This window comes from Rahnella contaminans (genome assembly GCF_011065485.1).
GTDB lineage: Bacteria > Pseudomonadota > Gammaproteobacteria > Enterobacterales > Enterobacteriaceae > Rahnella > Rahnella contaminans.
This window is the reverse complement of the sequence record NZ_JAADJS010000003.1, coordinates 494854-518169: the sequence shown is the minus strand read 5'-3', so window position 1 is coordinate 518169 and position 23316 is coordinate 494854. Positions and strand designations below refer to the sequence as shown.

At 54.5% G+C, this 23316-nt stretch carries 18 protein-coding genes; 12 read left to right on the top strand and 6 right to left on the bottom strand.

The features are described from left to right. The 3 genes from GW579_RS17015 to GW579_RS17005 all read right to left on the bottom strand — a co-directional run bounded on the left by GW579_RS17015 (nucleotide 1) and on the right by GW579_RS17005 (nucleotide 3924). Nucleotides 1-1353 (bottom strand): SrfA family protein, encoded by a 1353-nt coding sequence (locus tag GW579_RS17015; RefSeq protein WP_152323937.1) that lies wholly within the window; start codon nucleotides 1351-1353, stop codon nucleotides 1-3. Nucleotides 1354-1534: 181 nt separating this feature from the next. After that, entirely contained in the window at nucleotides 1535-2428 is an 894-nt protein-coding gene (locus tag GW579_RS17010) for a dihydrodipicolinate synthase family protein (RefSeq protein WP_165060447.1), read from the bottom strand. 50 nt (nucleotides 2429-2478) lie between these two features. Next, nucleotides 2479-3924: a DHA2 family efflux MFS transporter permease subunit gene (locus tag GW579_RS17005; RefSeq protein ID WP_165060444.1), complete on the bottom strand. Its 1446-nt coding sequence runs from the start codon at nucleotides 3922-3924 to the stop codon at nucleotides 2479-2481. A gap of 350 nt (nucleotides 3925-4274) precedes the next feature. Here GW579_RS17005 and GW579_RS17000 point away from each other — a divergent pair, with 350 nt between their 5' ends. Beyond that, nucleotides 4275-5186, top strand: a complete 912-nt coding sequence (locus GW579_RS17000; protein WP_152323934.1) for a DMT family transporter — start codon at nucleotides 4275-4277, stop codon at nucleotides 5184-5186. Nucleotides 5187-5213: 27 nt separating this feature from the next. Here the strand turns inward: GW579_RS17000 and GW579_RS16995 are convergent, their stop codons facing one another. Continuing rightward, nucleotides 5214-6461, bottom strand: coding sequence for an LVIVD repeat-containing protein (locus GW579_RS16995; protein WP_165060441.1), 1248 nt, complete (start codon nucleotides 6459-6461; stop codon nucleotides 5214-5216). A 9-nt stretch (nucleotides 6462-6470) separates the two neighbouring features. Beyond that, nucleotides 6471-7538 (bottom strand): sugar ABC transporter substrate-binding protein, encoded by a 1068-nt coding sequence (locus GW579_RS16990; RefSeq protein WP_165060438.1) that lies wholly within the window; start codon nucleotides 7536-7538, stop codon nucleotides 6471-6473. A gap of 223 nt (nucleotides 7539-7761) precedes the next feature. Here GW579_RS16990 and GW579_RS16985 point away from each other — a divergent pair, with 223 nt between their 5' ends. Then, entirely contained in the window at nucleotides 7762-8844 is a 1083-nt protein-coding gene (locus GW579_RS16985; protein ID WP_165060435.1) for an oxidoreductase, read from the top strand. A gap of 73 nt (nucleotides 8845-8917) precedes the next feature. On the opposite strand, the gene GW579_RS16980 is transcribed toward GW579_RS16985, so the two are convergent. Then, nucleotides 8918-9460, bottom strand: coding sequence for an NAD(P)H-dependent oxidoreductase (locus tag GW579_RS16980; RefSeq protein ID WP_165060432.1), 543 nt, complete (start codon nucleotides 9458-9460; stop codon nucleotides 8918-8920). Nucleotides 9461-9582: 122 nt separating this feature from the next. On the opposite strand from GW579_RS16980, the gene GW579_RS16975 reads away from it, so the two are divergent. The 10 genes from GW579_RS16975 (at nucleotide 9583) to GW579_RS16930 (ending at nucleotide 23242) form a co-directional block, all read left to right on the top strand. After that, entirely contained in the window at nucleotides 9583-9936 is a 354-nt protein-coding gene (locus GW579_RS16975) for a winged helix-turn-helix transcriptional regulator (protein ID WP_152323929.1), read from the top strand. A gap of 195 nt (nucleotides 9937-10131) precedes the next feature. Next, complete coding sequence (locus tag GW579_RS16970; RefSeq protein ID WP_165060429.1) at nucleotides 10132-11112, top strand: VirK/YbjX family protein; 981 nt, start codon at nucleotides 10132-10134, stop codon at nucleotides 11110-11112. A gap of 389 nt (nucleotides 11113-11501) precedes the next feature. Further along, nucleotides 11502-13067 carry an MFS transporter gene (locus GW579_RS16965; protein ID WP_152323927.1) on the top strand — a complete coding sequence of 522 codons (1566 nt, stop codon included), beginning with the start codon at nucleotides 11502-11504 and terminating at the stop codon, nucleotides 13065-13067. Nucleotides 13068-13153: 86 nt separating this feature from the next. Continuing rightward, complete coding sequence (locus GW579_RS16960; protein ID WP_165060427.1) at nucleotides 13154-15322, top strand: right-handed parallel beta-helix repeat-containing protein; 2169 nt, start codon at nucleotides 13154-13156, stop codon at nucleotides 15320-15322. 66 nt (nucleotides 15323-15388) lie between these two features. After that, nucleotides 15389-16069: an oligogalacturonate-specific porin KdgM family protein gene (locus tag GW579_RS16955; RefSeq protein ID WP_165060424.1), complete on the top strand. Its 681-nt coding sequence runs from the start codon at nucleotides 15389-15391 to the stop codon at nucleotides 16067-16069. 194 nt (nucleotides 16070-16263) lie between these two features. Next, nucleotides 16264-17484 carry a glycoside hydrolase family 5 protein gene (locus tag GW579_RS16950; protein ID WP_165060421.1) on the top strand — a complete coding sequence of 407 codons (1221 nt, stop codon included), beginning with the start codon at nucleotides 16264-16266 and terminating at the stop codon, nucleotides 17482-17484. A 322-nt stretch (nucleotides 17485-17806) separates the two neighbouring features. Next, on the top strand, nucleotides 17807-18052 hold the full coding sequence (locus GW579_RS16945; protein ID WP_152323923.1) for a hypothetical protein: 246 nt from the start codon (nucleotides 17807-17809) through the stop codon (nucleotides 18050-18052). A 319-nt stretch (nucleotides 18053-18371) separates the two neighbouring features. Beyond that, nucleotides 18372-21077 carry a magnesium-translocating P-type ATPase gene (gene mgtA / locus GW579_RS16940; RefSeq protein WP_165060418.1) on the top strand — a complete coding sequence of 902 codons (2706 nt, stop codon included), beginning with the start codon at nucleotides 18372-18374 and terminating at the stop codon, nucleotides 21075-21077. Between the two features lie 113 nt (nucleotides 21078-21190). Continuing rightward, entirely contained in the window at nucleotides 21191-22858 is a 1668-nt protein-coding gene (locus tag GW579_RS16935) for a Na/Pi cotransporter family protein (protein WP_165060415.1), read from the top strand. A 30-nt stretch (nucleotides 22859-22888) separates the two neighbouring features. Continuing rightward, a complete protein-coding gene (locus GW579_RS16930) occupies nucleotides 22889-23242 on the top strand; it encodes an SLOG family protein (protein ID WP_152323920.1) in 354 nt (117 codons plus the stop codon). Nucleotides 23243-23316 lie beyond the last annotated feature (74 nt).

Below are 23316 nucleotides of genomic sequence, written 5' to 3'. Positions count from 1 at the left end.
TTATTTACCTTCGCGCTTCATGGTAATTGGGTAAACCGTGTCACCGTTGTAACGCCCCTGACACACCGCCGCGCCCGTGGCGCCCTGAGTACAGCTGATTTCCGGCATCTGATAACGGGAACCGTCGCTGCATTTCGCTCTGTAGCGGCTGTTGATCACCAGCTTGCCCGACTGCATCAGGCCCGCGCCCGTCTCAGCGTGACAAGTCACACCCGCGCCGTAGGTGATTTTCACCGTTCCCTGACCTTGTTTAATCTGATAACGCAGCACCGGCGGTTTGCCTGTCACCGGATCTTTAATATCGACGATGGCGGTCCAGTTACCGTTGAGGAATTTGGTTGAACCGATTTTTACGGCGTCCGCTGGCAGCACCAGCGAGTTTTTGCTGACCGGTGCAGGCGCTGGCTCAGCAACGACCGGGTTCTTCTCGGCTTCTGCCACCGGTTCAGGCGCAGGAACAACCACCGCAGCCTGAGCCACCGGCAGGGCGGCCGGAGCCGGTTTCGCAACCTCCGGTTCCGGCGCTTTCAATTCCGTTGCGACCGGTGGTGGCGCAATCGCGACCGGTTCAGCCGCCGGTTTTGGCGCTTCGGTTTTGGCGGTTTCCACTTTTGGCTCAGGTGCGCGTGAATACAACCAGGCGGCAGCAGAACCGGCGAAGACCAGCGCCGCGACCGGCAATGCCCAGATCAGCGGTGATTTTTTACGGCGCGGCGCAGTGACCGGTTCAGGTGTTGCGTTTTCCTGTTCGGCGGCGCGGGCTTCAATAGTTTTGATCACGCGCGGTGCCGGAGGCAGTTCGATGACCGGTTCCTGCACGCGCGGTTTTTCGGCGGCGAGCGACAGCGTCGGCAGCGGTTCTTCGGCTTTCAGCGTATTACGCAAAGCGGCAAACGGGTCGGCGTTATGAGTGTTATCCAGACTGACAAAGCCCCAGAACGTCAGTACCGGCTGGCCGCCCACCAGATAAACGTGGTTCTGATCCGGGAAACGAAACGCCTTTTCCAGCAGGGAGCCGAAAAACTGATTCGCGGATTTTTCAGAGGCTTTCGCCGTTTTGCTGATTTGCGCCACGGCATCCAGACAGTTTTCGAGCTGGCGCAGCGCGGAGGCGCGGGCCGCATCGGTGGCCGCTGCCCACGACACGACTTTGCCTTCGCGCGGTGAATACCAGTCAAGCCGGTCACCGGCTTCATTGAGTTGCGGAATAGCCAGACAATCGGCAATTGCGGGTTGTTTACGCAGACGTAAGGTTTCCCGTAATTGCAGGGCTGAGGCGTAAACCGGTTGCCCGTTTTCGCCCAGCGCAAGGATGTCGTTGAGACTGCCACTGCGTAAAAATGATTTTGCCACGCCTGAAAAGCCTTTATTGGTTTTGCGCTGCGGAAGAAAACAGGCAGAAAAGGTTCATGATGCTGACACTTTAGGGGATTTAAGCGAAATCAAACGGGGGAATAAGCAACAAAAAGGGTGGCTGTTTATGCCGTGGGAACAGAGAAGGGAATAACGGCGGGACAAACGCCCGCCATCAAAATCAGGCCTGCAAACCCAGTTGTTCGAGTACGGCCGCCAGACGCTGACGATCATCGCCGCCCAGAGACTTTAGCGGTAACGGCAGGCAGGGCGCAGAAACCATGCCCAGTAATTCGGCGGCGGCGGCCACGACGCGGACACTGCCGTGTTTTCTGAATAACACCCATAACGGCTCAAGCTGCGCCGATAACGCCTGAGCGCGCTCCGCATTCCCACTTTTCGCCGCGCGGGCAATGGCGACCGGAATTTCCGGGAACAAACCGCCAATAACTGAATACCAGACGTCGCCGCCCTGTGTCAGCACGGTTGCTGCGGCCAGATCTCCCGCAGCGCCCAGTGCGATATGTGCCGGCAGTAAGGCGCGCAGCGCATCCAGACGCTGGCGGGTTGCGACCGGATCCGGCGAAAGGTTGGGGATTTTGATGCTGGCAACGTGCGGTAATTGCGCGACGCGTACATACAACTCGTCGGAGAACTCAAAGTGAGTCGTATTCGGATTATCGTAAACGCACAATGGCACCGACAGGTTACGGGACACCGTTTCATACAGCGTAAACACTTCCTCTTCGGTGAGTTTCTGGTACGACACCGGTGCCAGTAATACCGACTTCACGCCCGCCTGCTGGGCATCTTCAGCCAGACGTAACACATCAGAGGTCCGCACAGAACCGATACTGACCATCACCGGCACATCACCCGCATTTTCAACCGCCAGACGCGCAACGCGGGCGCGCTCTTCGCGGGTCAGATAGGCGTAACTGCCCGTCGAACCCAGCGCACCAATGGAATCCACGCCTGCGCTGACCAGCCGGTTAATCAGCCGGACAAAAGAGTTCTCGTCAATGCCGTTTACCGAAAGCGGCGTAAGAGGAAAAGCGCTTAATCCTGTGAACATCGGTCTCTCCAAAAGAAGTTAAATAGCCCGGGTAATCATAGCGTCATCATTCACTTTTTGCCGGACACCGCGACACCGGCGTCAGGTTTAAGCCGCAATATATCCAGCCAGCCAATGAGTGTGAGGATTGCAATCACCACGAACGCGACTTTAAAACTCAGGCCGGGAATTGAATCCCAGTGCATCGCAGCGATCAGCTGTTCGCCGAGCCGCGTACCGAGCGCGCCGACGGTAATGCCCAGCCCGACGGAAAGCTGCAAAACCGTGCTGAACAGCGTATTGGCATCGGCCATTTGTCTGGCCGGAACATCAGAAAATGCCAGCGTGCTGATGCCGGTAAACTGCATCGAACGGCTGAGGCCACCGAGAAACAGCAGCAACATCACCAGCCAGTCGGGGGTTCCCGGCGTCAGAAATGCACAAAACAGCAGCGAGAAAACGCTCAGTAATCCGTTCACCACCAGCACAGGCCGGAATCCGAAACGGCGGATCAGCGGCGTAGTCGCCGGTTTCATCGCCAGATTCCCGGCAAAAACCGCCAGAACCAGCAGCCCGGCATGGAAAGGATCCATCCCGAAACCCACCTGCAACATCAGCGGCAGCAGGAAAGGCACGGCACTGATCGTCACACGAAACAGCGAACCGCCGCCCATGCTGATGCGAAACGTCGGGATCGCCAGCGAACCCAGATGTACCATCGGCGCGGGGTCATGTTGCAGATGCCGTAACGCCAGAACAGACAGCACAACGCCCACCACCAGCAGCGCAATAGCGGTGATCCATAAAATGTGGTCCTGACTGATCAGTTCAAGCCCCGTCACCAGCGAGAGCATCGCCATGCCGGTCAGCAGAAAACCCGGTTTATCGAAGTGCTTCGGCTGGTCAGGTTTTTCCTGCGGGAAAAGACGCCACGCAAGCATCATCGCGATAATTCCCAGCGGAACGTTGATGTAGAAAATCCAGTGCCAGGAAGCATAGTGGGTGATAAAACCGCCGAGCGGCGGCCCGAGGATTGGCGCGACCAGCGCAGGCCAGGTGAGGGTGGCGATGGCTTTAATCAGCTGTGGTTTCGGCGTGGTTTTCAGCACCGTCAGACGCCCGACCGGCACCATCAGGGCCCCGCCAATTCCCTGTATAATACGCAGAATGATAAATTCACTGACGTTAGTCGCCAGCGCACAAAACAGGGAAGCCAGCGTAAACACGCCCAGCGCAAAGGTGAACACGTTGCGCGCCCCGAAGCGCTCCGCCGCCCAGCCACTGGCCGGGATCAGCACCGCCAGCGTCAGCATATACGCGCTCATCCCTGCATTCAGATCCACCGCCGAAACGCCGAACGACAGGGCCATTTGCGGTAGCGCGGTGGCAATCACCGTACCGTCGATAAACTCCATGAAGAAAGCGGCTGCAACCAATAAAGCAATAACGGAAATTCCTGAGTTAACCGCGGAATCTCCCTGCGGATGTTCTGACGCACCCGATTTACTCTGGCTCATTTATTCTGTCCCGGACACCACAAAGGCGCTGCAAGGCGCAGCGAAAGATAGATGATAAGTATTAAACCTATCACACACCTTTGCGCCGGTTATAGATCTGCGGAGGATCAAAAAGAGCGGTTTTAGGCAGGAAGTGCGGCAGGAAAGCGGCGTCTGTGTATCTGGAGGCGGCGCGGGAAAGGTCTTGCTGTAGCAAAGCACCTTATGCGGAATTAGAAAGCAAGAAAAAGAGGGATGGGCCGTTAACACATTCGCTACACTCATTGACATAATTCAGGTCGCCCGTAACAAATACGGGAATCAGGGTGCAATAAAAAACTACATCACCCCATATCTAAAAGGAGAAATGAATGAAAAGTGGCGATTATTGCCGTTTATTGTTGCTGGCGGCTATCTGGGGCGGGAGCTTTTTGTTTATGCGTGTGGCGTCTCCGGCGTTCGGGGCGATCAATACCGCGTTTTTACGGGTGCTGTTCGGGTTTGTCGGGCTTTTGGTGATTCTGGCGGTGCTACGCACACCACGGGAATATCAGGGGAAATTCCGCAGTGCGTTGCTGCTCGGCGTGATCAACTCCGGGCTGCCGTTTCTGATGTACTGCCTGGCCGCGCGCTGGCTGCCCGCCGGGTATTCGGCCATTCTCAATGCCACGACGCCACTGATGGGGGTGGTCGTGGGCGGGTTGTTTTTCCATGAAAGCGTGACGCTCAAAAAGGCGCTCGGCGTGCTGCTGGGGTTATTCGGCATTACGCTGCTGACCGCCACCGGCACGGCGCAGTCCGTGTCGTCGCTGCTGGCGGGCGTGATCGCCTGTCTGATAGCGACCAGCTGTTATGCGGTGGCCGGGTTCCTGACGCGCCGCTGGATTTCCGAGCGCGGCGGGCTGGATCCGAAACTGGTAGCGACCGGCAGTCAGCTGGGCGCAACGCTGTTCCTGCTGCCGTTCTTTGTGTACACCTCCGCGACCGGTGCGCCGGTCAGCTGGGCGCAACCGGTGGTCTGGCTGTGCGTGCTGGCGGTCGGTTTCGTCTGTACGGCCTGGGCGTATATTTTGTATTTCCGCCTGATTGCCGATATCGGCCCGCTGCGCAGCATGACCGTGACGTTTCTGATCCCGCCGTTTGGTATTTTGTGGGGCTATCTGTTGCTCAATGAAACGCTGTCGGAAGGGTTCTTTGCGGGCGGTGTGCTCATTTGTCTGGCGGTATGGCTGGTACTCAGCCCGGGGAAGAAGGTGGCGGAAAAGAAAATCGCCGCGTCTTAAACTGGCAGATTCAGACGCGGCGCAGCATTAACCGAGATACTCAATGATGGACAGGCCACCGTTGTAGTCGGTGCTGTAGATGATGCCCTGCGCATCGACAAACACGTCGCAGGACTGGATGACCTGCGGCCTGCCGGGGCGGGTATCCATCATTTTGGCCGGAGCCGCCGGCACCAGCGCAGCGGTCTCTTTCGGCTGATACGGATTGGTGATGTCATACGCGCGCACACCGGCATTCTGGTAAGTGGCGAAAATCAGTGTCGAGCTGACAAAGCTGCCCGGCCGGTTCTCATGCAGGTTGTGCGGGCCAAAATGCGCGCCTTTGCTGACATAATCCCGCTCATCCGGCTGCGGAAATGTGGAAATACTCACCGGACAGGACGGCTCGCGCACGTCGAATACCCAGATCAGCTTCTCACCGTCTTCCTGATTATCCAGCACCGCTTCATCGAGCACGATCAGCAAATCCCGGTCCGGCAACGGCAGCGCGGTGTGCGTACCGCCACCAAATGGCGGACTCCAGTTACGGTGTGAAATCAGCTGCGGTGCAGCCCGGTCTTTGATATCCAGCAGCGTCAGGCCGCCGTCGCGCCAGCTGGCATAGGCCGTATCCCCGCTGATGATCGCGTGATGCAGCGCGTAGCGTTTGCCTTCCGCCCAGTCCGGCGTTTCACCGCCCGCAGTATGCATCCCCGGTAACCACCAGCGTCCGGCCACCTGCGGGTGACGCGGGTCAGCCAGATCGATAGTCAGGAAAATGTAATCACTGTAACCGTCGATCAGTGCTGAAACGTAAGCCCAGCGCCCGCCGACATACCAGATGCGGTGAACGCCGATGCCTTCAAGCCCGAGAAATCCTATCTCTTTTGGCTGATCGGGCGTCGAAATATCAAAAATCCGCACACCGGCGCTCCAGCCGCGCTGCTGAGTGCCTTTGACCGTCTCGCTGACGGAACGGGTGTAATACACTTTTTCATCGGCGAAACGCACGTCGGCAAACAAGTCGCGGGCGTTGATCACCAGCAGTAAATCGTCGTGTGCCTGTAAATGTACGTTCCAGGTGCCCGGCGGTGCCGCGACGAAACCGGCAGGGCGCGGATTTTTCGGGTCGCGGACATCCACGATAGAAAAACCCTGCGACACCATATGGCCGATATAGGCATAACCACGGTGAACCATTACCTGCACGCCGTCAGGTTTTCCACCCTGGTCACTGTGCCCGATCAGCCGCATGTTGCGGCTGTATTCCGGTTGCGGAAGAGATTGAGTTGTCATATTCCGGCCTTATTTCTTATTTTTGGCTTCGAGGGTGGCGAACCACGGGGCGATGAAATCATCCGATTTACCCCAGCCCGGAATGACTTTCGCCAGCGACGCGACGTTGACGGCGTCCGGATTGCTGGTCAGCAATGCCTGCGGAATGGCAGAAGCTTTGAAATCATAGGTGGCAGGCGTTTTCTCGCCGGCAATTTTATTGGCAACCAGACGCAGGTTAATCGCGCCGATCAGTTTCGGATCGACCGCCGCACTCAGTTTCCACGGGCTGTTTGCCTCACGCATCAGGCCGATATCCTGATTGGAAATGTCAATGCTGTAGAGTTTGATTTCCGTGCGGCCATTTTCCTGCAAGGCTTTATACGCGCCCTGACTGAACGCATCCCACGTCCCCCAGATGGCGTCAATTTTGCCTTTCGGGTACTTAGCCAGAATCGCGCCAATTTTGTTGGCCGTATCGCCCTGAACGTCCGAAGACACCGCGCCGACGGATTCGAGTTCATGAATTCCCGGCTGGGATTTCAGCAGCTTTTTATAAGCATCCTGACGACGTTCCATTGGCGGGAAACCGGCGACCCACAGTTTGACGATATTGGCTTTGCCGTTGAAATCCTTCACCAGCTGGCCCACGGACATTTCGGTTAACGACGCATCATCCTGCTGCGTCACGGTTACGCCGGGAATGTCACCGCTGACGGCGGTATCAAAAACCGACACTGCGATGCCGCTGGCGGTAATGCGTTTGAGCAATTCGGTGGAGTACGGATCGCGTCCCTGAGACAAAATAATGCCGTCATATTTCTGGCTGATGGCCTGATTGACGAAATCCTGGAATTTGGCGTCATCGCCGTTACTCAGAAACGTGCTGACCTGAAAACCTAACTTGCGGCCTTCCTGGATCGCACCGGAGACAAATTGCGTAGTGTTATCGTCCGAGCCCAGATTGCGGATCACCGCAATGCGCACCGGCCCTTTATGATCGGCAATGGCTTTTGGTATCGCGGCGGTGTCTGCCGCAAAAGAAGGAAAGACCGACAACAAACTTAATGCCAGCAATGAAGAGGAGAACAGTTTCATTTCAATTACCCTGTGTGTGGTTAATCATCATTCAAACGGGAAGACAATTCATGCAGGCCTTTGGGGAGACTTTTAGAATACGTTAATGAATTGATTGTCCGAGTTTTGATGACAGGGTAGTGATTGGCAACGAACTAAAAGGCATAAGTTAATGCCAAAGATTATTAGCCATCCGGATGTCCGGGCGTAGGATGTTAACAGCTTCTAATTTAAGGATTTCCCCATGAGTGATACTGATATCCGCGTGGTTACCGGCCCCGCAAACTACTTTTCTTTTCCCGGTGCGATTGATCGTCTGACGCAGTTTTACTCGCCGCAACAACTGGATAACGCGCTGTGGATTTACGGCGAACGCGCACTGGCGGCAGCGCAGGACTATCTGCCCGAAGCCTTCAGCGCATCGCAGGCGAAGCGTGTGTTGTTCAGCACCCATTGCAGCGAAACAGAAGTCCGGCGCATCGCGGCTATTGGCGGGGAAGACCGTCAGGTCGTGATTGGGATCGGCGGCGGCGCGGTGCTGGATACCGCGAAAGTCGTGGCCCGTCGCCTCGGATTACCGGTTGTTGCCATTCCTACTATCGCCGCCACCTGTGCTGCCTGGACGCCGCTTTCCGTTTGGTACAACGATGAAGGGCAGGCATTGCGCTATGAAATTTTCAACGACGCTAACCATCTGGTGCTGGTGGAACCGCGCATTATTCTGCGTGCGCCAAAAGAATATCTGCTGGCCGGTATCGGCGATACGCTGGCGAAATGGTATGAAGCGGTGGTGCTCAGCCCGCAACCGGAAATTCTGCCTTTAACGGTGCGGCTCGGCCTGAACACGGCGCTGACGATCCGTGACGTTCTGCTCAACGAAAGTGAAGCGGCTTTGCAAGCGCAGGACGACAATCAGCTGACGCAATCCTTCCTCAACGTTCTGGACGCAATCATTGCCGGTGGCGGGCTGGTTGGGGGATTAGGTGACAGATATACCCGCATTGCTGCCGCACACTCAGTGCATAACGGCCTGACGGCGCTGCCACAGACTGATGCTTTCCTGCACGGTACCAAAGTGGCTTACGGCATCCTGGTGCAGAGCGCGCTGCTCAATCAGCCGGAAGTCGTACAACAGCTGAAGGCGCTGTACCGCGTGCTGGACCTGCCTGTCAGTCTGGCGCAGTTGCAGGTGGATATTCTTGACGAAGCACAGATCTCACGGCTGCTTGAACGCACCTTGCAGGCTGGAGAATCTATTCATCTGTTGCCGGGAAATCCGAATGCAGAACAGCTGCGTCTGGCATTTGAATTTGTGGAAAACTTTTAATTTATGGATAATAAGTCGCGCGGCGGCGACTTATTATTCCGCAAATAAAAACCCGGCATTTGCCGGGTTGAATTTATAAAACTGATGCTAAAGACTGAAGATAATCACGATAACCTTTTGCACTATTCTCTAATTCCTCTGGCGATACTTCATACTCTGCGCCGTAAAAAGCATAGAAGGGATGATAATTTGCCTCCACATATCTGGCCGTCATTTCGAAAGGCAAAAGTATTTCTTTTAACGAATGCTGATAACGTCCTTCAGGCGCAAAATCCTCTTCCTTAATACCGGCGCTCACGGCCAGAGAAAACTTACGGTTTCTGAGCTTGTGCCCGCTGGTGGACCCGTACGCCCAGCCATAGGTGAAGACTTCATCGAGCCATTGTTTCAGCAGCGGCGGGCTGTTAAACCAGTACAGCGGAAATTGCAGAACAAGACTGCCGTGCTGCTCAATTAACTGCTGTTCTTTTTGGACATCAATAATCCCGTCAGGATAAGCCTGATAAAGATTATGGACTGTATAGAGATCGGGGTATTGCGTTAATTCCTGGAACCATCGTTTATTGATAACAGATTCATTCAGATTTGGATGAATAACCACAATGAGCGTTTTCAAATAATATCTCCCTTTATTCGATGAAGTATTTCAGCGTCTGCTTGATGTTTGCATCATAGGGAGCTTTAATTTAAAGTACAATACTGTCACTTATGATAGGTACTATACAAAAGGATAGCGTAATGAATGAAGAAGCGGTCGCTATTTCCTGCGAGCTTCAGGAAGAAACGGGGTTCGCTTACACGCTTTCGCTGGTCAGCGGGAAATATAAAATGATCATCCTTTACTCGCTGACCGGGGATACGCCTGTGGTGCGTTTCAATGAGCTAAAACGCCGTCTGGGCAGAATCTCATTCAGAACGCTCAGCCTCACACTGAAAGAGCTGGAGAGCGACGGTTTGATCATCAGAAAGGAATATCCACAAATTCCGCCCAAAGTGGAATACAGCCTTTCTGAAAGAGGCCAGTCGCTGATCCCGGTTTTAGACATGATGTGCGAGTGGGGAAACGTCCACAGCACTGACCGGCTGAACTGACGGATTAATCGCGTCATGTTTCCTAACCGATGAATGTGCAGAAAAAGCGGGTTGCTGTGTAAAGAAAGCGTAAAGTAAACCGCAGCTAAACGGTCAGCACATATTCCCAAACCCCCGGTCTTCTTTAAATCCACGTTGTAAAATTGTTTAAAAATCAGGTGATACCGTGATTATTTCAGGCACCGGAAATCAATCATGGAACACTCACCCCTTAACGAAACAGAATCCCTCAGTGGAAGTTACTCCGCTGGAAAAAACATTAAAAAAACCAGTGGATTCAGTCTGTTTATGGATCTGCTGAGTGGCGCGCGGACCCCGGATGCGTTGTGGAAAAACCGTATGTTTCGCGTGAAATACGCCGTACGAACCTTGTTGCACCCGCTGGATACATTGAAGGTGCTCGACAAGATGGCCGCAGAGCCGGTCTGGCAGGAAGCGCTGAGCGTACAGACAAAATTGCCCAACAAAATTCACAAGCCCTATCTGTATCTCGGTTTGCCGTCCGCCGGGCGTGCGGATGCGCTGGTCGATCACTACGAATTTGTTAAAAGCCTCAGCAATACGACGCTAAAAAATGCTTTGCTGAGCGTTGGCGGTTACACCGTCACGCAATTTACAGGCAAAGACGGCGAAAATTTCCGTGTTGTGCTGGGTTCCATCGGCAAATCAGAACGTGAAGGTGAAGCCAACATGTTCCTGTACATGAATGAAACCCGCCTTGCGGCACTGACGTTCAGTGTGGTGCAACGCCCGGAAGGGCCGACGATCGTAGTAGGAGGTTTCCAGGGCGCGCACCGTTCAACGCCGCATGAAGTGATTAAACAGGCGACCAAATCCTGCTACGGACTGTTTCCAAAACGTCTGTTACTCGAAAGCCTGCAACGCATTGCAGAAATTACCGGTGTGAAACGCATTCTTGCCGTCAGCGATACCGGACATGTTTTCCGCAGCCTGCGTTATCGTCACCGGAAGAAAAATGTGTTTGTCGCCAGCTATAACGAATTCTGGGATTCCATCAGCGCGACGGTGTATTCATCCGCGTTATATGACGTTCCGCTCGAACTGCCCCGCAAAACCATGGAAGAACTCCCGAGCAAAAAACGTTCTGAATACCGTAAACGCTATACCTTGCTGGATGAACTCGGTGAAAGCACAGCGTCACTGCTGAAAGCCTGATTTTCCAGGCGATTTATGAATCAGAATGACCCGCTGTAGCAGGCAATATGGCCAGGGACTGGCCTGTTTTATTCCTTTCATGCATGACCTTTCACTTTAAGGTGAAAAGAAATCCTCAGATTTTTCACCAGTTAACAGCCTGATTTTAATTAATAATAGTCAGCAAACCATTCCACTCCAAACTAATGCAAAATGAACGTTCTCGCGAATTGTGATGTTTTGATGGACGGGAATGTTACACGTATCGCAAAATTGCCTGACAAATCACCCGCCGCGCTTTCAAATGTGAACTGATTCACATCAATTCATTCATTCCGCCTATATAAAACGCTATCTCTATAAAAACGAAACAGCGGTTCATATTTATAAACTCTCTGGCGGAACGACACATGAACACAGAAAAACCCATTTTATTTAAACATCAGCTGGCGTATGGCGGTGGAAATCTGCTGGGCAGCGGGGCACTGGCGATTGCCGGGATCTGGCTGCTTTATTTCTACACCACCTTTTGCGGCCTGACGCTGCTTCAGGCTTCAGCCATCTTCTCGGTTGCCAGCATTATTGACGCCATCAGTAACCCGCTGATGGGTTACCTCTCGGATAACTTTGGTAAAACGCGCCTCGGCAAACGCTTTGGCCGCCGCCGTTTCTTCATTTTGCTCGGCGTACCGCTGATGATGTTCTATCCGCTCCTGTGGGTCGAAGGCTTCGGATTCTGGTATTACCTGTCTACGTACGTGCTGTTCGAGCTGATTTATACCTCGGTCATGGTACCGTATGAAACGCTCGCCACTGAAATGACCACCGACTTTTCAGCCCGTTCGAAACTGACCGGCTACAAGGCGATTTTCGGTAAAGTGGCAAACTTCCTTGCGGCTTTCATTCCCGGCCAGTTCATCCTGATTTACGGCAAAGACTCCGCGCAGCCATTCTTCTTCACGGCGCTGACGTATGGGGTGATCCTGTTCGTTGCCATCGGCCTGCTGTATTTGTCTTCCTGGGAACGCCCGGTGGAAGAGACTACGCCGGTTGACGACACCAAAATGAGCCTCGGCAAAACCATGCTGACGCTGGTGCGTGATATGAAATCGACGTTCCACCTGCGCGTATTCCGTAAACATCTGGGCATGTATCTGTGCGGATTTGGTGCGGAATGGCTGTTCGCGTCGGTCTTTACCTACTTCATCATTTTCGTGCTGCAATATGACCCGGCCATGGTCGCCGGGCTGAGCAGCCTGAACTCTATACTGCAACTGTTCTCTACCGCGATTTTCATTGGTATCTGTGTGAAACACGGTTTCAGCAAGCCTTATATTCTGGCGCTGGGAATTGTGGTGTTCTCCGTCCTTTGCTACAGCCTGCTGCATTTCCTGCACCTGCCGCAGCAGTACGCAACCGTGGCGATGCTGACCATTACCGTGATTTTCGGTATCGGCACCGGCGGCGTTTACTACATTCCGTGGACGGTATACACCTTCCTGGCCGATGTGGATGAAGCCTTTACCGGCCGTCGTCGCGAAGGGATCTACGCGGGTGCGATGACCTTCTCCGGCAAGCTGATGCGCTCGGTGATTGTGTTTGTGATGGGCGCCATCCTGAGCTTCTACGGCTTCCAGTCCAAATCACATACCCAGCCCGAAAGCGCGGTGATGGCGATTGCGCTGGTGTTCTGCATTGGCGTAATTGGCCTTGCGCTGATGGCGATGGTGTTCAGTAAACAAATGAAACTGAACCGTAAAACGCATCTGGTGGTGCTCGGCGAAGTGGCGCGTATCAAAGCGGGTGGCGCCATCGGCCATATCAAGCCAGACGCACGTGCGGTCATGGAAGATCTGATCGGCCATCCGTATGAGGAATGCTGGGGCAACAGCGCTGTGTGCCGCAAAATCTTCAACACGCCCGCCGTCAGTGTGGACGTGCCTAAACCGCTGACCGGCACCACGCAACAGCCGTAATCTCAGCGTCACCCTGTATTTTGAACTCACCGGCTGGCCGGGATAACCGGCCAGCAACCCCGTATTTTTTAAGGATGAGAAAATCTATGTGGGAATACAAACTGGCTGTGGTCGCGCTCTCCTTCGGGATCAGCGCACACAGCGTAGCCGCCGCATTGCCTGAACCGGGAAATCTGCGCTGGCACAGCATCACTTTTGGTCAGTCCACAGACGTCAATTTCGCCACCAACGTATTGCCGGAAAAAATCGGCATGAACGAAGTGCGTCTGGCGGATAACAAGCCCGTTCCCGAAACGGGTGTTCCGCTGACCACGCCGTTCACGCTGGAAAGTCGCGGCGGAAAAGTGGGGAACAGCCACGACGGCCTGACCTATTTTTATACGCGTCTGCCCGCCGAGTCGAATTTCCAGCTGGAAGCCGATATCACGCTCGATCAGTTTGGCCCGGAAAACGGTGCAAAACCGGCGGGTCAGGAAGGTGCGGGATTACTGGTGCGCGACATTCTCGGCGCACCGCGCGAGCCCGTCACCAAACCGGGCATTGAGGAGTTACCGGCAGCCTCAAATATGGTGATGAACAGCGTGATGGCAGTGGGCGATAAACCGCCGGTCGTGGTACTGATTGCACGGCAGGGCGTCAAACAGCCGTGGGGAAATACCGGGATCGGCATTGTGCGCGAGGAATACCATCCGCTGACCACGCCCGCACATTTCTCACTGCGGCTGACGCGAACGGACAGCGGTTTTGATGTCGCCTATGCGCCACAGGGCAGCGACCAGTGGACGGTAAAATCCGTTGAAGGCGCAGACCGGGTCACGCAGCTCGATAAAACCGGGTATTACGTCGGTTTCTTCGCTTCTCGCAATGCCAGGATCACGGTCAGTCACGCTAAGCTGACACTCAGCGAAGCGCATTCCTTGCCTTCGGCGGCTTACGTGACACCGTCACTGAAACCGCGCATTGAATTCATGTCCTCGCCGGTCGTCGCGCGCCGCGACAGCGTATTTCAGCTGCGCACCAACAGCGACGGACTATTGCAGATAGATGAAGCGAATAAACCGCTGTTACGGCAGAAAACCGTTCAGGGCGGCAAAGTGGTTGTCGTGCCGTTCCACGCAGGGCAGCCTTCCACCACACTGAAAGTGACGTTTACGCCGGAAAACGGAAAACCGCTGACGCAGGAATTTGCGGTTCGTATGGCGCTGGTCAGCAATCCTGATGCACTTTATGTCTCGCCGCAGGGAACGGCTGAAAACGACGGTTCGCAGGCGCATCCGCTGGATTTCGCCAGCGCGGTGAATCTGTTAGCGCCAGGCGGAACCCTGTGGCTGGCGGACGGTGACTATCCGGCCAGTGTGATCCCGGCCACCGCCAGCGGCACTCTGGCAAAACAGAAAACGCTGCGTCCGCTGGGCGAAAATGCGGTGTTTAACGGATTAAAACTCGAGGCCAGTTTCTGGAACGTGCAGGGCATTACGGTCACGCAGAAAAGTTTTCATATTGCCGGAAGTCATAATCATATTGACCGCGTTAAAGCCCATCATGCCGACGATACCGGCATCTGGGTGGCTTCGCCGGACGGTATTGGCCGGGCGTTGTGGGCCAGCCATAACCTCATCAGCAATTCTGAATCCTGGGGAAATCAGGATCCGGGGCGTAAAAATGCCGACGGTTTTGCAGTGAAAATGCGCGTGGGCGAGGGCAACCGGCTGGTGAACTGCTATTCACATGACAACGTGGATGACGGATTCGACCTGTTCAATAAAATCGAGGACGGCCCGAACGGCAGCGTCACGATCGAAAACAGCTTGTCGGTTCACAACGGCAGTAACGGATTTAAGCTCGGCGGAGAAGGCCTGCCGGTGGCGCACCGCGTGCTGAACAGCGTGGCGGTGGAAAACGGAATGGACGGCTTCACCGACAACTTCAACCCCGGCGCGCTTTACGTGGAAGGCAACCGCGCAGTGGACAACAAACGCTTCAATTTCCTGTTCCGTCCGTCGCCGTACACCACCGCGGATAAGCAGGGCGTATTCAAAGACAACATATCGGTGCGCACCAGGCCGGGCAAATATGACGATTCTGTCAGCGGTAATATCGATGAGAGTAATTATTTTTATCTGAATAACAAAAGCGTGAATACGCTGAGTAAAGAAATTACGCCGGGAGAGTTTATTTCTCTCAGGCTGCCGGATCCGGTTACCCGTTTTTCTGACGGCGGATTTAATTACGCTGACTTTTTGAAACAAAAATAAAGCGGCGTAATGAATAACAAGCATTACTTATAAAATAAAAAACTCAATATCTCTGGGACTTTAAAAATGAAAAATAACAGACTGCTGATCTGCGGTCTGCTGCTGGCCAGCGCCAGCAGCCAGGCCGTGACGATCGACCTTCGCCATGAATGGCTCGATGACAGTAAACAACATAAAGACAGGGCGTTAGTCTCACACCGGTTCGCCAATGGCTTCGGTTTCTCACTGGAAGCCAAGTGGAAATCCGGCGGTGACAATCCGAACAAACCCTTTAATAATCTGGTGGATAACGGCACTGAAAGCACCATCAGCTATCAGTATAAAGTGACGCCAGCGTTCTTCCTGCAACCGGGATTTACGCTCGAATCCAGCTCTGACAGCAGCATCTACAAACCGTTTTTAACTGCCGGATATACCTTCGACAGCGGCATTTACTTTAATGCGCGCTATCGTTACGAATATACCCGTTATACCAAAGAAAATACCGAAGACCGTAAAACCAATCGCGGTGAAATCTGGCTGGGATATCGTCTTGCCGGCTGGCGATTTGAATATAACTATATTTATAAGCACAGCGACCAGATTTTATATGACAACGATAAATGGGATTATGAGCAGGATCTGAAGGTCGCTTACAATATCAATAAAAACTGGACGCCGTATGTTCAGGTCGGTGATGTTTCTGTCAGAAAAACCACCGATGAACGTCAGACGCGTTTCCGTTTAGGGATTCAATATTCATTCTGATAAATACCGGAATTAATGCCTGAATATGCCGCCGGTCAGTTTGCGCTGACCGGCATTTTTCGTTTCACTCCGTGCGCCCGTTCAAATTTCCGGTGAGGGAGCATGCGGTTTTGCCATGATTTCGCTAGTGTGTCGCATTCACGTAGATGATGACGTCACTACGGATCAAAAAACTGACTGATGAAACGGAATTTATGACCCTGAAAATTAAACCTGCAAAACTGTCCTTAGCCGCCTTGTTGCTCAGCATCCTGGTTTCAACCCCAGCCCGCGCCGCCGATGAAATCGCTTTCTGGAATACGCCTGAATATGGCGGCAACAGTTTCAACCGCCTGCCGCCGGACGACGCGTATTTTTCGGCGTTGCGGGGCTATGGCGCAAGCTGGGTGCGCCTGTCTTACGACAAATGGAAACCCGCACAGCGTGATTTCCTGCTGGGAGACGCCGACCATTATCAGGGGCTGGTGCCGGAAGATCTGGCCACGTTGAAAACTGCGCTCAAACGTGCACACGCCGCCGGGCTGAAAGTGGTGATCACGCCGCTGTCGCTGCCGGGGATGCGCTGGTCGCAGAACAACGGCAACAAATTTGACGGACGGCTTTGGCAGGATAAAAAATACTGGCAGCAGAGCGCGGATTTCTGGCGTGACCTTGCCAGGGCGCTGAAAGATACGCCCGGCGTAGCGGCCTATAATCTCATCAACGAACCTGCCCCGGAGAAAAATGGCGGGGTGAAGGAACATGCGTCACAGGCCGATATGCAGCGCTGGTATCAGCAGCATCAGGGCACCGCGCGTGATTTACCGGCGTTTTATACCCTGCTGATTCAGGCCATTCGCGAGGTGGATCCGGTCACACCGGTGATGGTGGACAGCGGCTGGTACGCTGCCGCCGACAGTTTCGGTTACTGGCCGGGACCACTCAAAGATGCGCGCGTGCTGTACAGTTTCCACATGTATGAACCCTATGAAGCCACCAGCGGACCCAATCTCAAACGCGACCGGCCTTTTACGTATCCGGGCGACGTTCCTTTCAGCGGGAAGCCTGAAAGATGGGATGCAAAACGCGTGGCGGATTATCTTCAGCAACCTTTCGACTGGGCTAAACAGCGGGGCATTTCTGCCAGCCGCATGGTCGCCGGTGAGTTTGGTTGCGTGAGGATGCTGAACGATTGCCGTCAGTATCTGAATGACGTTCTTTCCGTGCTCGATAAAAATCAGGCGCACTGGGCGTTTTACAGTTTTCGCGAAGACAGCTGGGACGCGATGGATTACGAACTGGGTAAAGGCAAAGTCCCGTGGTCATACTGGCAGGCGATTGAACAAAATAAACCAGACAATCTGAAACGCCGCGCAACGCCGGAGTTCGAACCGATCAGCCGCAGGCTGGCAGAAAGTCTGCCATCGACGAAATAATAAGGTTGTTGATGTTCGTTTATATTTCGCCGTAACCTCGCCCAAATATAAACGAACACTTTTAATAGCGGTTTACGGGTTGACAATAATATACAGCATGCGTAAATTGCACCTGCCGGAAGTTGCGGCCTTTCCTCACTTAACATAAGAGACTAATGGACACTGTATCTAGTAGCTTCCCGAATGACGCTGAACCGGCGCTTCGGAATATTAAACATGAAATCGACTGTGATCATTTCATCGTTTGGGTGCGCCTCGCCAGAGCCTGATGCTCTTGTGTTACCTCACCTCAACCTGAGTGTTTACGGTCCCGGGGTGTGTTATGAACTTCAAATCAATCCTTTATCCCGATGTCAAAACCCTGACATCACTTCTGCGCGTCCGTCCGTCCCGAGACAGGGTTCTGTCTGCGCGTGGCAAAGACTCGCATTCAATTTTTTCTTCTAAAATCAGTAACATGAATCTTCGCGTGACCACCTGGCGCGTCAGTCCTGTGACCGGCCAGCTCGAACAGCGTTGCATCATGGCTGACAGCGAAGAACCTCAAAGTCGGTTTTCCCCCGCCTGATTTAGCCCGTGGTTTATCCCGCGCTGGATCTCGTCCTTATTACTGCCTGATCGTTTCCCGGCAGGAATATCGCTGATTTAATTCCGTTGAACGGGTTCGACTAAATTATTTCAGAGAATAATTCCGCCCGGCGAAACCTGAAGCAGAAATAATAGACACACAATAAGGCTTGTTCTGTTTATCTTAAAATAAACAGCGAACAGCCCTGCATAAAATAAATGAAAATACCGATCGTTTCGACGATACGGGCAATATTCTGCGGCCTGAAATAAGGCTTACAGATATTACGCCCCTATTGTTGCGCGACAGGAGCACCACCATGACTGTACAAAACAACACCACACAAGAAAAAAAGAAACAACAGACGCTCTCCATGCGTGCCGCGCAGGAAGCGAAAAACGGCGTCGCGGTTACGCTGATTAATGTTAACGCCACACGCGACGGCCTGACGGAAGCCAGTGCCGCCACACGTCTGGAGAAAGAAGGTTACAACGAAGTCGCCCACGACAAGCCGCCTCACGCGTTGATTCAGATGGTGAAAGCCTTTAACAACCCGTTCATCTATGTGTTAGCTGTGCTGGCCGTCATCAGCTTCTTCACCGATTTCTGGTTCCCGCTGCGCGCCGGAGAAGAAACCGATCTTACCGGGGTTTACATCATCGGCACGATGGTGGTGCTGAGCGGGCTTGTCCGTTTCTGGCAGGAATATCGCTCGGCGAAATCGGCTGAAGCGCTGAAAGCCATGGTCAGAACCACGGCCACGGTGCTGCGCCGTGACCGCATGGGAAAAGCCGGTTCGCTGCGTGAAATCCCGATGCGCGAACTGGTCGTCGGCGACATCGTGCAGCTTTATGCGGGCGATATGATCCCGGCGGATGTCCGTCTGATTGAATCGCGGGATCTGTTCATCAGCCAGGCCGTGCTGACCGGTGAAGCGTTGCCGGTTGAAAAGTACGACACGCTGGGCGACGTGGCGCAAAAATCGGCCAGCGACGTGAGTGCGGAAAATGAAAACCTGCTGGATATTCCCAACATTTGTTTCATGGGCACCAACGTAGTCAGCGGCACGGCGCAGGCCGTTGTCGTGGCGACCGGGGCAAGAACGTATTTTGGCTCGCTGGCGAAAGCCATTGTCGGCACCCGCGTGCAGACGGCGTTTGATCGCGGCGTGAACAGCGTCAGCGGGCTACTGATCCGCTTCATGCTGGTGATGGTACCGGTGGTCTTCCTGATCAACGGCATCATGAAAGGCGAATGGTGGGACGCGCTGCTGTTTGCTGTCGCGGTCGCCGTCGGGCTGACGCCGGAAATGCTGCCAATGATCGTCAGCGCCAATCTGGCGAAGGGCGCGATGGCGATGGCAAAACGCAAAGTGGTCGTCAAACGTCTGAACGCCATTCAGAACCTCGGCGCGATGGACATTCTGTGTACCGATAAAACCGGCACGCTGACGCAGGACAAAATCATTCTTGAGCACCACATCGACACAAAAGGAGCAAAAGACGAATCCGTGCTGGCGCTGGCGTGGCTGAACAGTTATCACCAGAGCGGCATCAAAAACCTGATGGACCAGGCGGTTCTGCACTTCTCCGAGAATGGCGTTTCACCATTCACGCGGCCTCAGGGTTACAGCAAAGTGGATGAAATGCCGTTCGATTTCGTCCGCCGCCGTCTGTCGATTGTGGTGAAGGATGCGAAGGAAAATCATCTGCTGATCTGTAAAGGTGCGGTAGAAGAGATGCTGAGTATTTCCACCCACATGCAGGAAAACGGCGCGGTGGTGGAACTGACTCCGGCACGCCGTGAGGCACTGCTGGCGCTGGCGAATGACTACAACCAGGAAGGGTTCCGCGTGCTGGTGGTGGCGACCCGCGACATCCGCAAAAGTGAGGCGAAAAAACAGTACGGCACAACCGATGAGCACGACCTGATCCTGCAGGGGTTCCTGACCTTCCTTGATCCGCCGAAAGAATCTGCCGGCCCGGCCATTGCGGCGCTGCGTGATATCGGCGTGGGCGTAAAAGTGCTGACCGGTGATAACGCCGTCGTGACCAGCCGCATCTGTCATCAGGTGGGATTAGAACCGGGTGAACCGCTGCTCGGGCCGCAGATTGAACGCCTCGATGACGCCACGCTGCGTGAGCTGGTGGAAGAGCGCACGGTGTTTGCAAAACTGACGCCGCTGCAAAAATCGCGGGTGCTGAAAGCGTTGCAGGCCAACGGCCACACGGTCGGATTCCTCGGTGACGGTATCAACGATGCACCGGCATTGCGTGACGCGGACGTCGGGATTTCCGTCGACAGCGGTACGGATATTGCCAAAGAATCTGCCGATATTATCCTGCTGGAAAAAAGCCTGATGGTGCTGGAAGAGGGCGTGCTGAAAGGGCGCGAGACGTTCGGGAATATCATGAAATACCTGAACATGACCGCCAGTTCCAACTTCGGCAACGTGTTTTCCGTCCTGGTTGCCAGTGCGTTTATCCCGTTCCTGCCGATGCTGGCGATTCAGCTGTTGCTGCAAAACCTGATGTACGACATCTCCCAGCTGGCGCTGCCGTGGGACAAAATTGACAAGGAGTTCCTGAAAAAACCGCGTAAATGGGATGCCAAAAACATTGGCCGTTTCATGGTGTGGATTGGCCCGACATCGTCCATTTTCGACATGACGACGTTTGCCCTGATGTGGTACGTGTTCAGCGCCAACAGTGAACATATGCAGACGCTGTTCCAGTCCGGCTGGTTTGTGGAAGGGCTGCTGTCCCAGACGCTGGTGGTGCATATGCTGCGTACCCAGAAAATCCCGTTCATCCAGAGCACGGCGGCGTGGCCGGTGATGCTGATGACCGGGCTGGTGATGGCCGTGGGTATCTACGTGCCGTTCTCTCCGCTGGGGCCGATCGTCGGGTTACAGGCGCTGCCGTGGCAATACTTCCCGTGGCTGGCCGGTACGCTGCTGGCCTACTGCTGCGTCGCACAGGGCATGAAAACGTTCTACATCCGTCGTTTTAAACAGTGGTTCTGATGTCCTGATTTTTCATTAAAACCTGACCGGTGCCGCAGCGTTTTGCGGCACCGTTTTAAGACTGAAAATAGCACCACGCTTCACAATGACAACCCTGAAAAAGGGGAGCGATTATGTTTGCAACAACCCAATCTGGCACCACCTTACTGATCAACCTGGCAGGCGCAATTGCCCTGCTGCTGTGGGGTTCCCACATGATTTCCTCCGCGCTGCAACGCGGATTCGGGACACCGTTACGCCACTGGATGGGGCGTCATCTTAAACATCGCGGGATGGCGTTGCTGTCCGGCGCGGGCATTACCTGCCTGTTGCAAAGCAGCACCGCGGTCAGCCTGATGGCCACCTCGTTTACCGCCGCCGGAACGCTGAGCCTCGCGCCTGCACTGGCCGTGATGCTCGGTGCCAACGTCGGTTCGACGCTGGTGGTTCAGCTGATGAGTTTCAACACCGCGATCGCGGTGCCGTTGCTGATGCTGAGCGGATTTATCGTCTTTAAAATGCGCGACCATACCGGCTTTGAAAGCGCCGGTTGCGCGATGATTGGCCTCGGGCTGATGCTGCTGGCGCTGAGCCTGCTGGGCGCAACGCTCGGACACATCGAATCCACGCCGGTATTCCGCGCCGTGATGTCCGGGTTACAGGGCGATACGCTGATCGCGCTGTCCGTGGCGGTGATCCTCACGTTAGTTTGCCATTCGAGCGTGGCGGTGATTTTGCTGATCGCCTCTCTGGCAGCGACGGGCGTCATGACGCCGGTAACCGCCATGGTGTTGGTGCTCGGCGCGAACATCGGTGGTGCGCTGCCGCCGGTGCTGAATGCCGGCAAAGCCGTCGCCCGCCGTCTGCCCGTGGGCAATCTGCTGATCCGCTGCGCCGGTTGCGTGGCAGCACTGGCCCTAATGCCTCTGCTGGCGCGCCTTGCAGACCACTTAGCGCTGCCCCTGCCGCAGCTGGTGGTGTGGTTTCATACCGCGTTCAGCGCCGTGCTGGCGCTGGTATTTATCGGCCTGACCGCGCCGGTCGCCCGCCTGCTTGAGCGGCTTTTCCCGGAAGAGGCGCGTGCCGGTGATCCGGGTATGCCCGTGTACCTTGACGAAACCGGGCTGGATATCGCGTACATCGGTTTATCCAATTCCGTGCGTGAATCCCTGCGCGCAGCCGACATGCTCAACATAATGCTCGACCGGTTGCAGGTACTGTTTCAGACCCCGGAGAAGGGCAGCCGCACGGAAATACGTCAGCTGGATCACTCTCTGGATATGCTGAGTGCGGCGATCCGGGCGTATCTGGCCGATCTGGCGCACGACGGACTGAGCGACGCCGATGCCGACCGTGCTCAGGAAATTTTGATGTTTGTAATTAACGTCGAACATGCGGGTGACATTCTCTCCAGCAGCCTGGCGGAACTGGCTGCCCGCAGGACGCGGCGCGGCGAGACGTTCAGTGAGTTTGAGCGCAACAATATTGCGCTGCTGCATACGGAAATCCTCACCAGCCAGCGTCTGGCCGTGACCGCATTTCTGGGCGAAGACCACGGCGCCGCGCATCAGCTGGTGGCGCGAAAAGAGGTGATTCGCCAGATTGAAGCCACCGCCAGCCGTGAGCATTTTAAAAAGCTGCGCGATGATAAAAATGCGTGGGCGGAATCCGGCGATATTTTCCAGCGTGTGTTACGCGATTACCGGCGCGTACATCATCATATTGCCGCCGTGGCTTATCCGGTTATTGACCGGCGCGGAGATGAATTACGGGCCAGGGTTGAAAATAACGCAGACGTGTAAATCCCATAATAAAAACAACAGGAAAGTTTTATGAGAGTGCTTATTTGTTCAGGCCGTTTTTATGCGGGTATCAGTACACTAACGCGGGTGCTGGATTTATATTCGCAATCGCAAAATATCCATGTACTGATCCACGGCGGGCATCAGTCCTCCGGCGGCGCAATCGAGCGCTGGGCGCGGGATGCGGGCGTTCATATCGTGCGCTATCCCGCCAACTGGGCGGCGCACGGTAAATATGCAGAAATCCGCCGGAATATTTTCATGTTAGAAGACAGCCGCCCGGATATTATGCTGGCATTTTCTGGCGGAGAGGATACCGCCGATTGCATCGGGCTGGCGAAAAGCAAAGGAATTAAAGTGATTGAAATTGAACAGTATCTGTAACGTCAAAAACACCGGAGCAGGCGCGCAATTTTTCCCCAATGTTCGGGAAACCGGTTTCTGGATTATTCTGATAG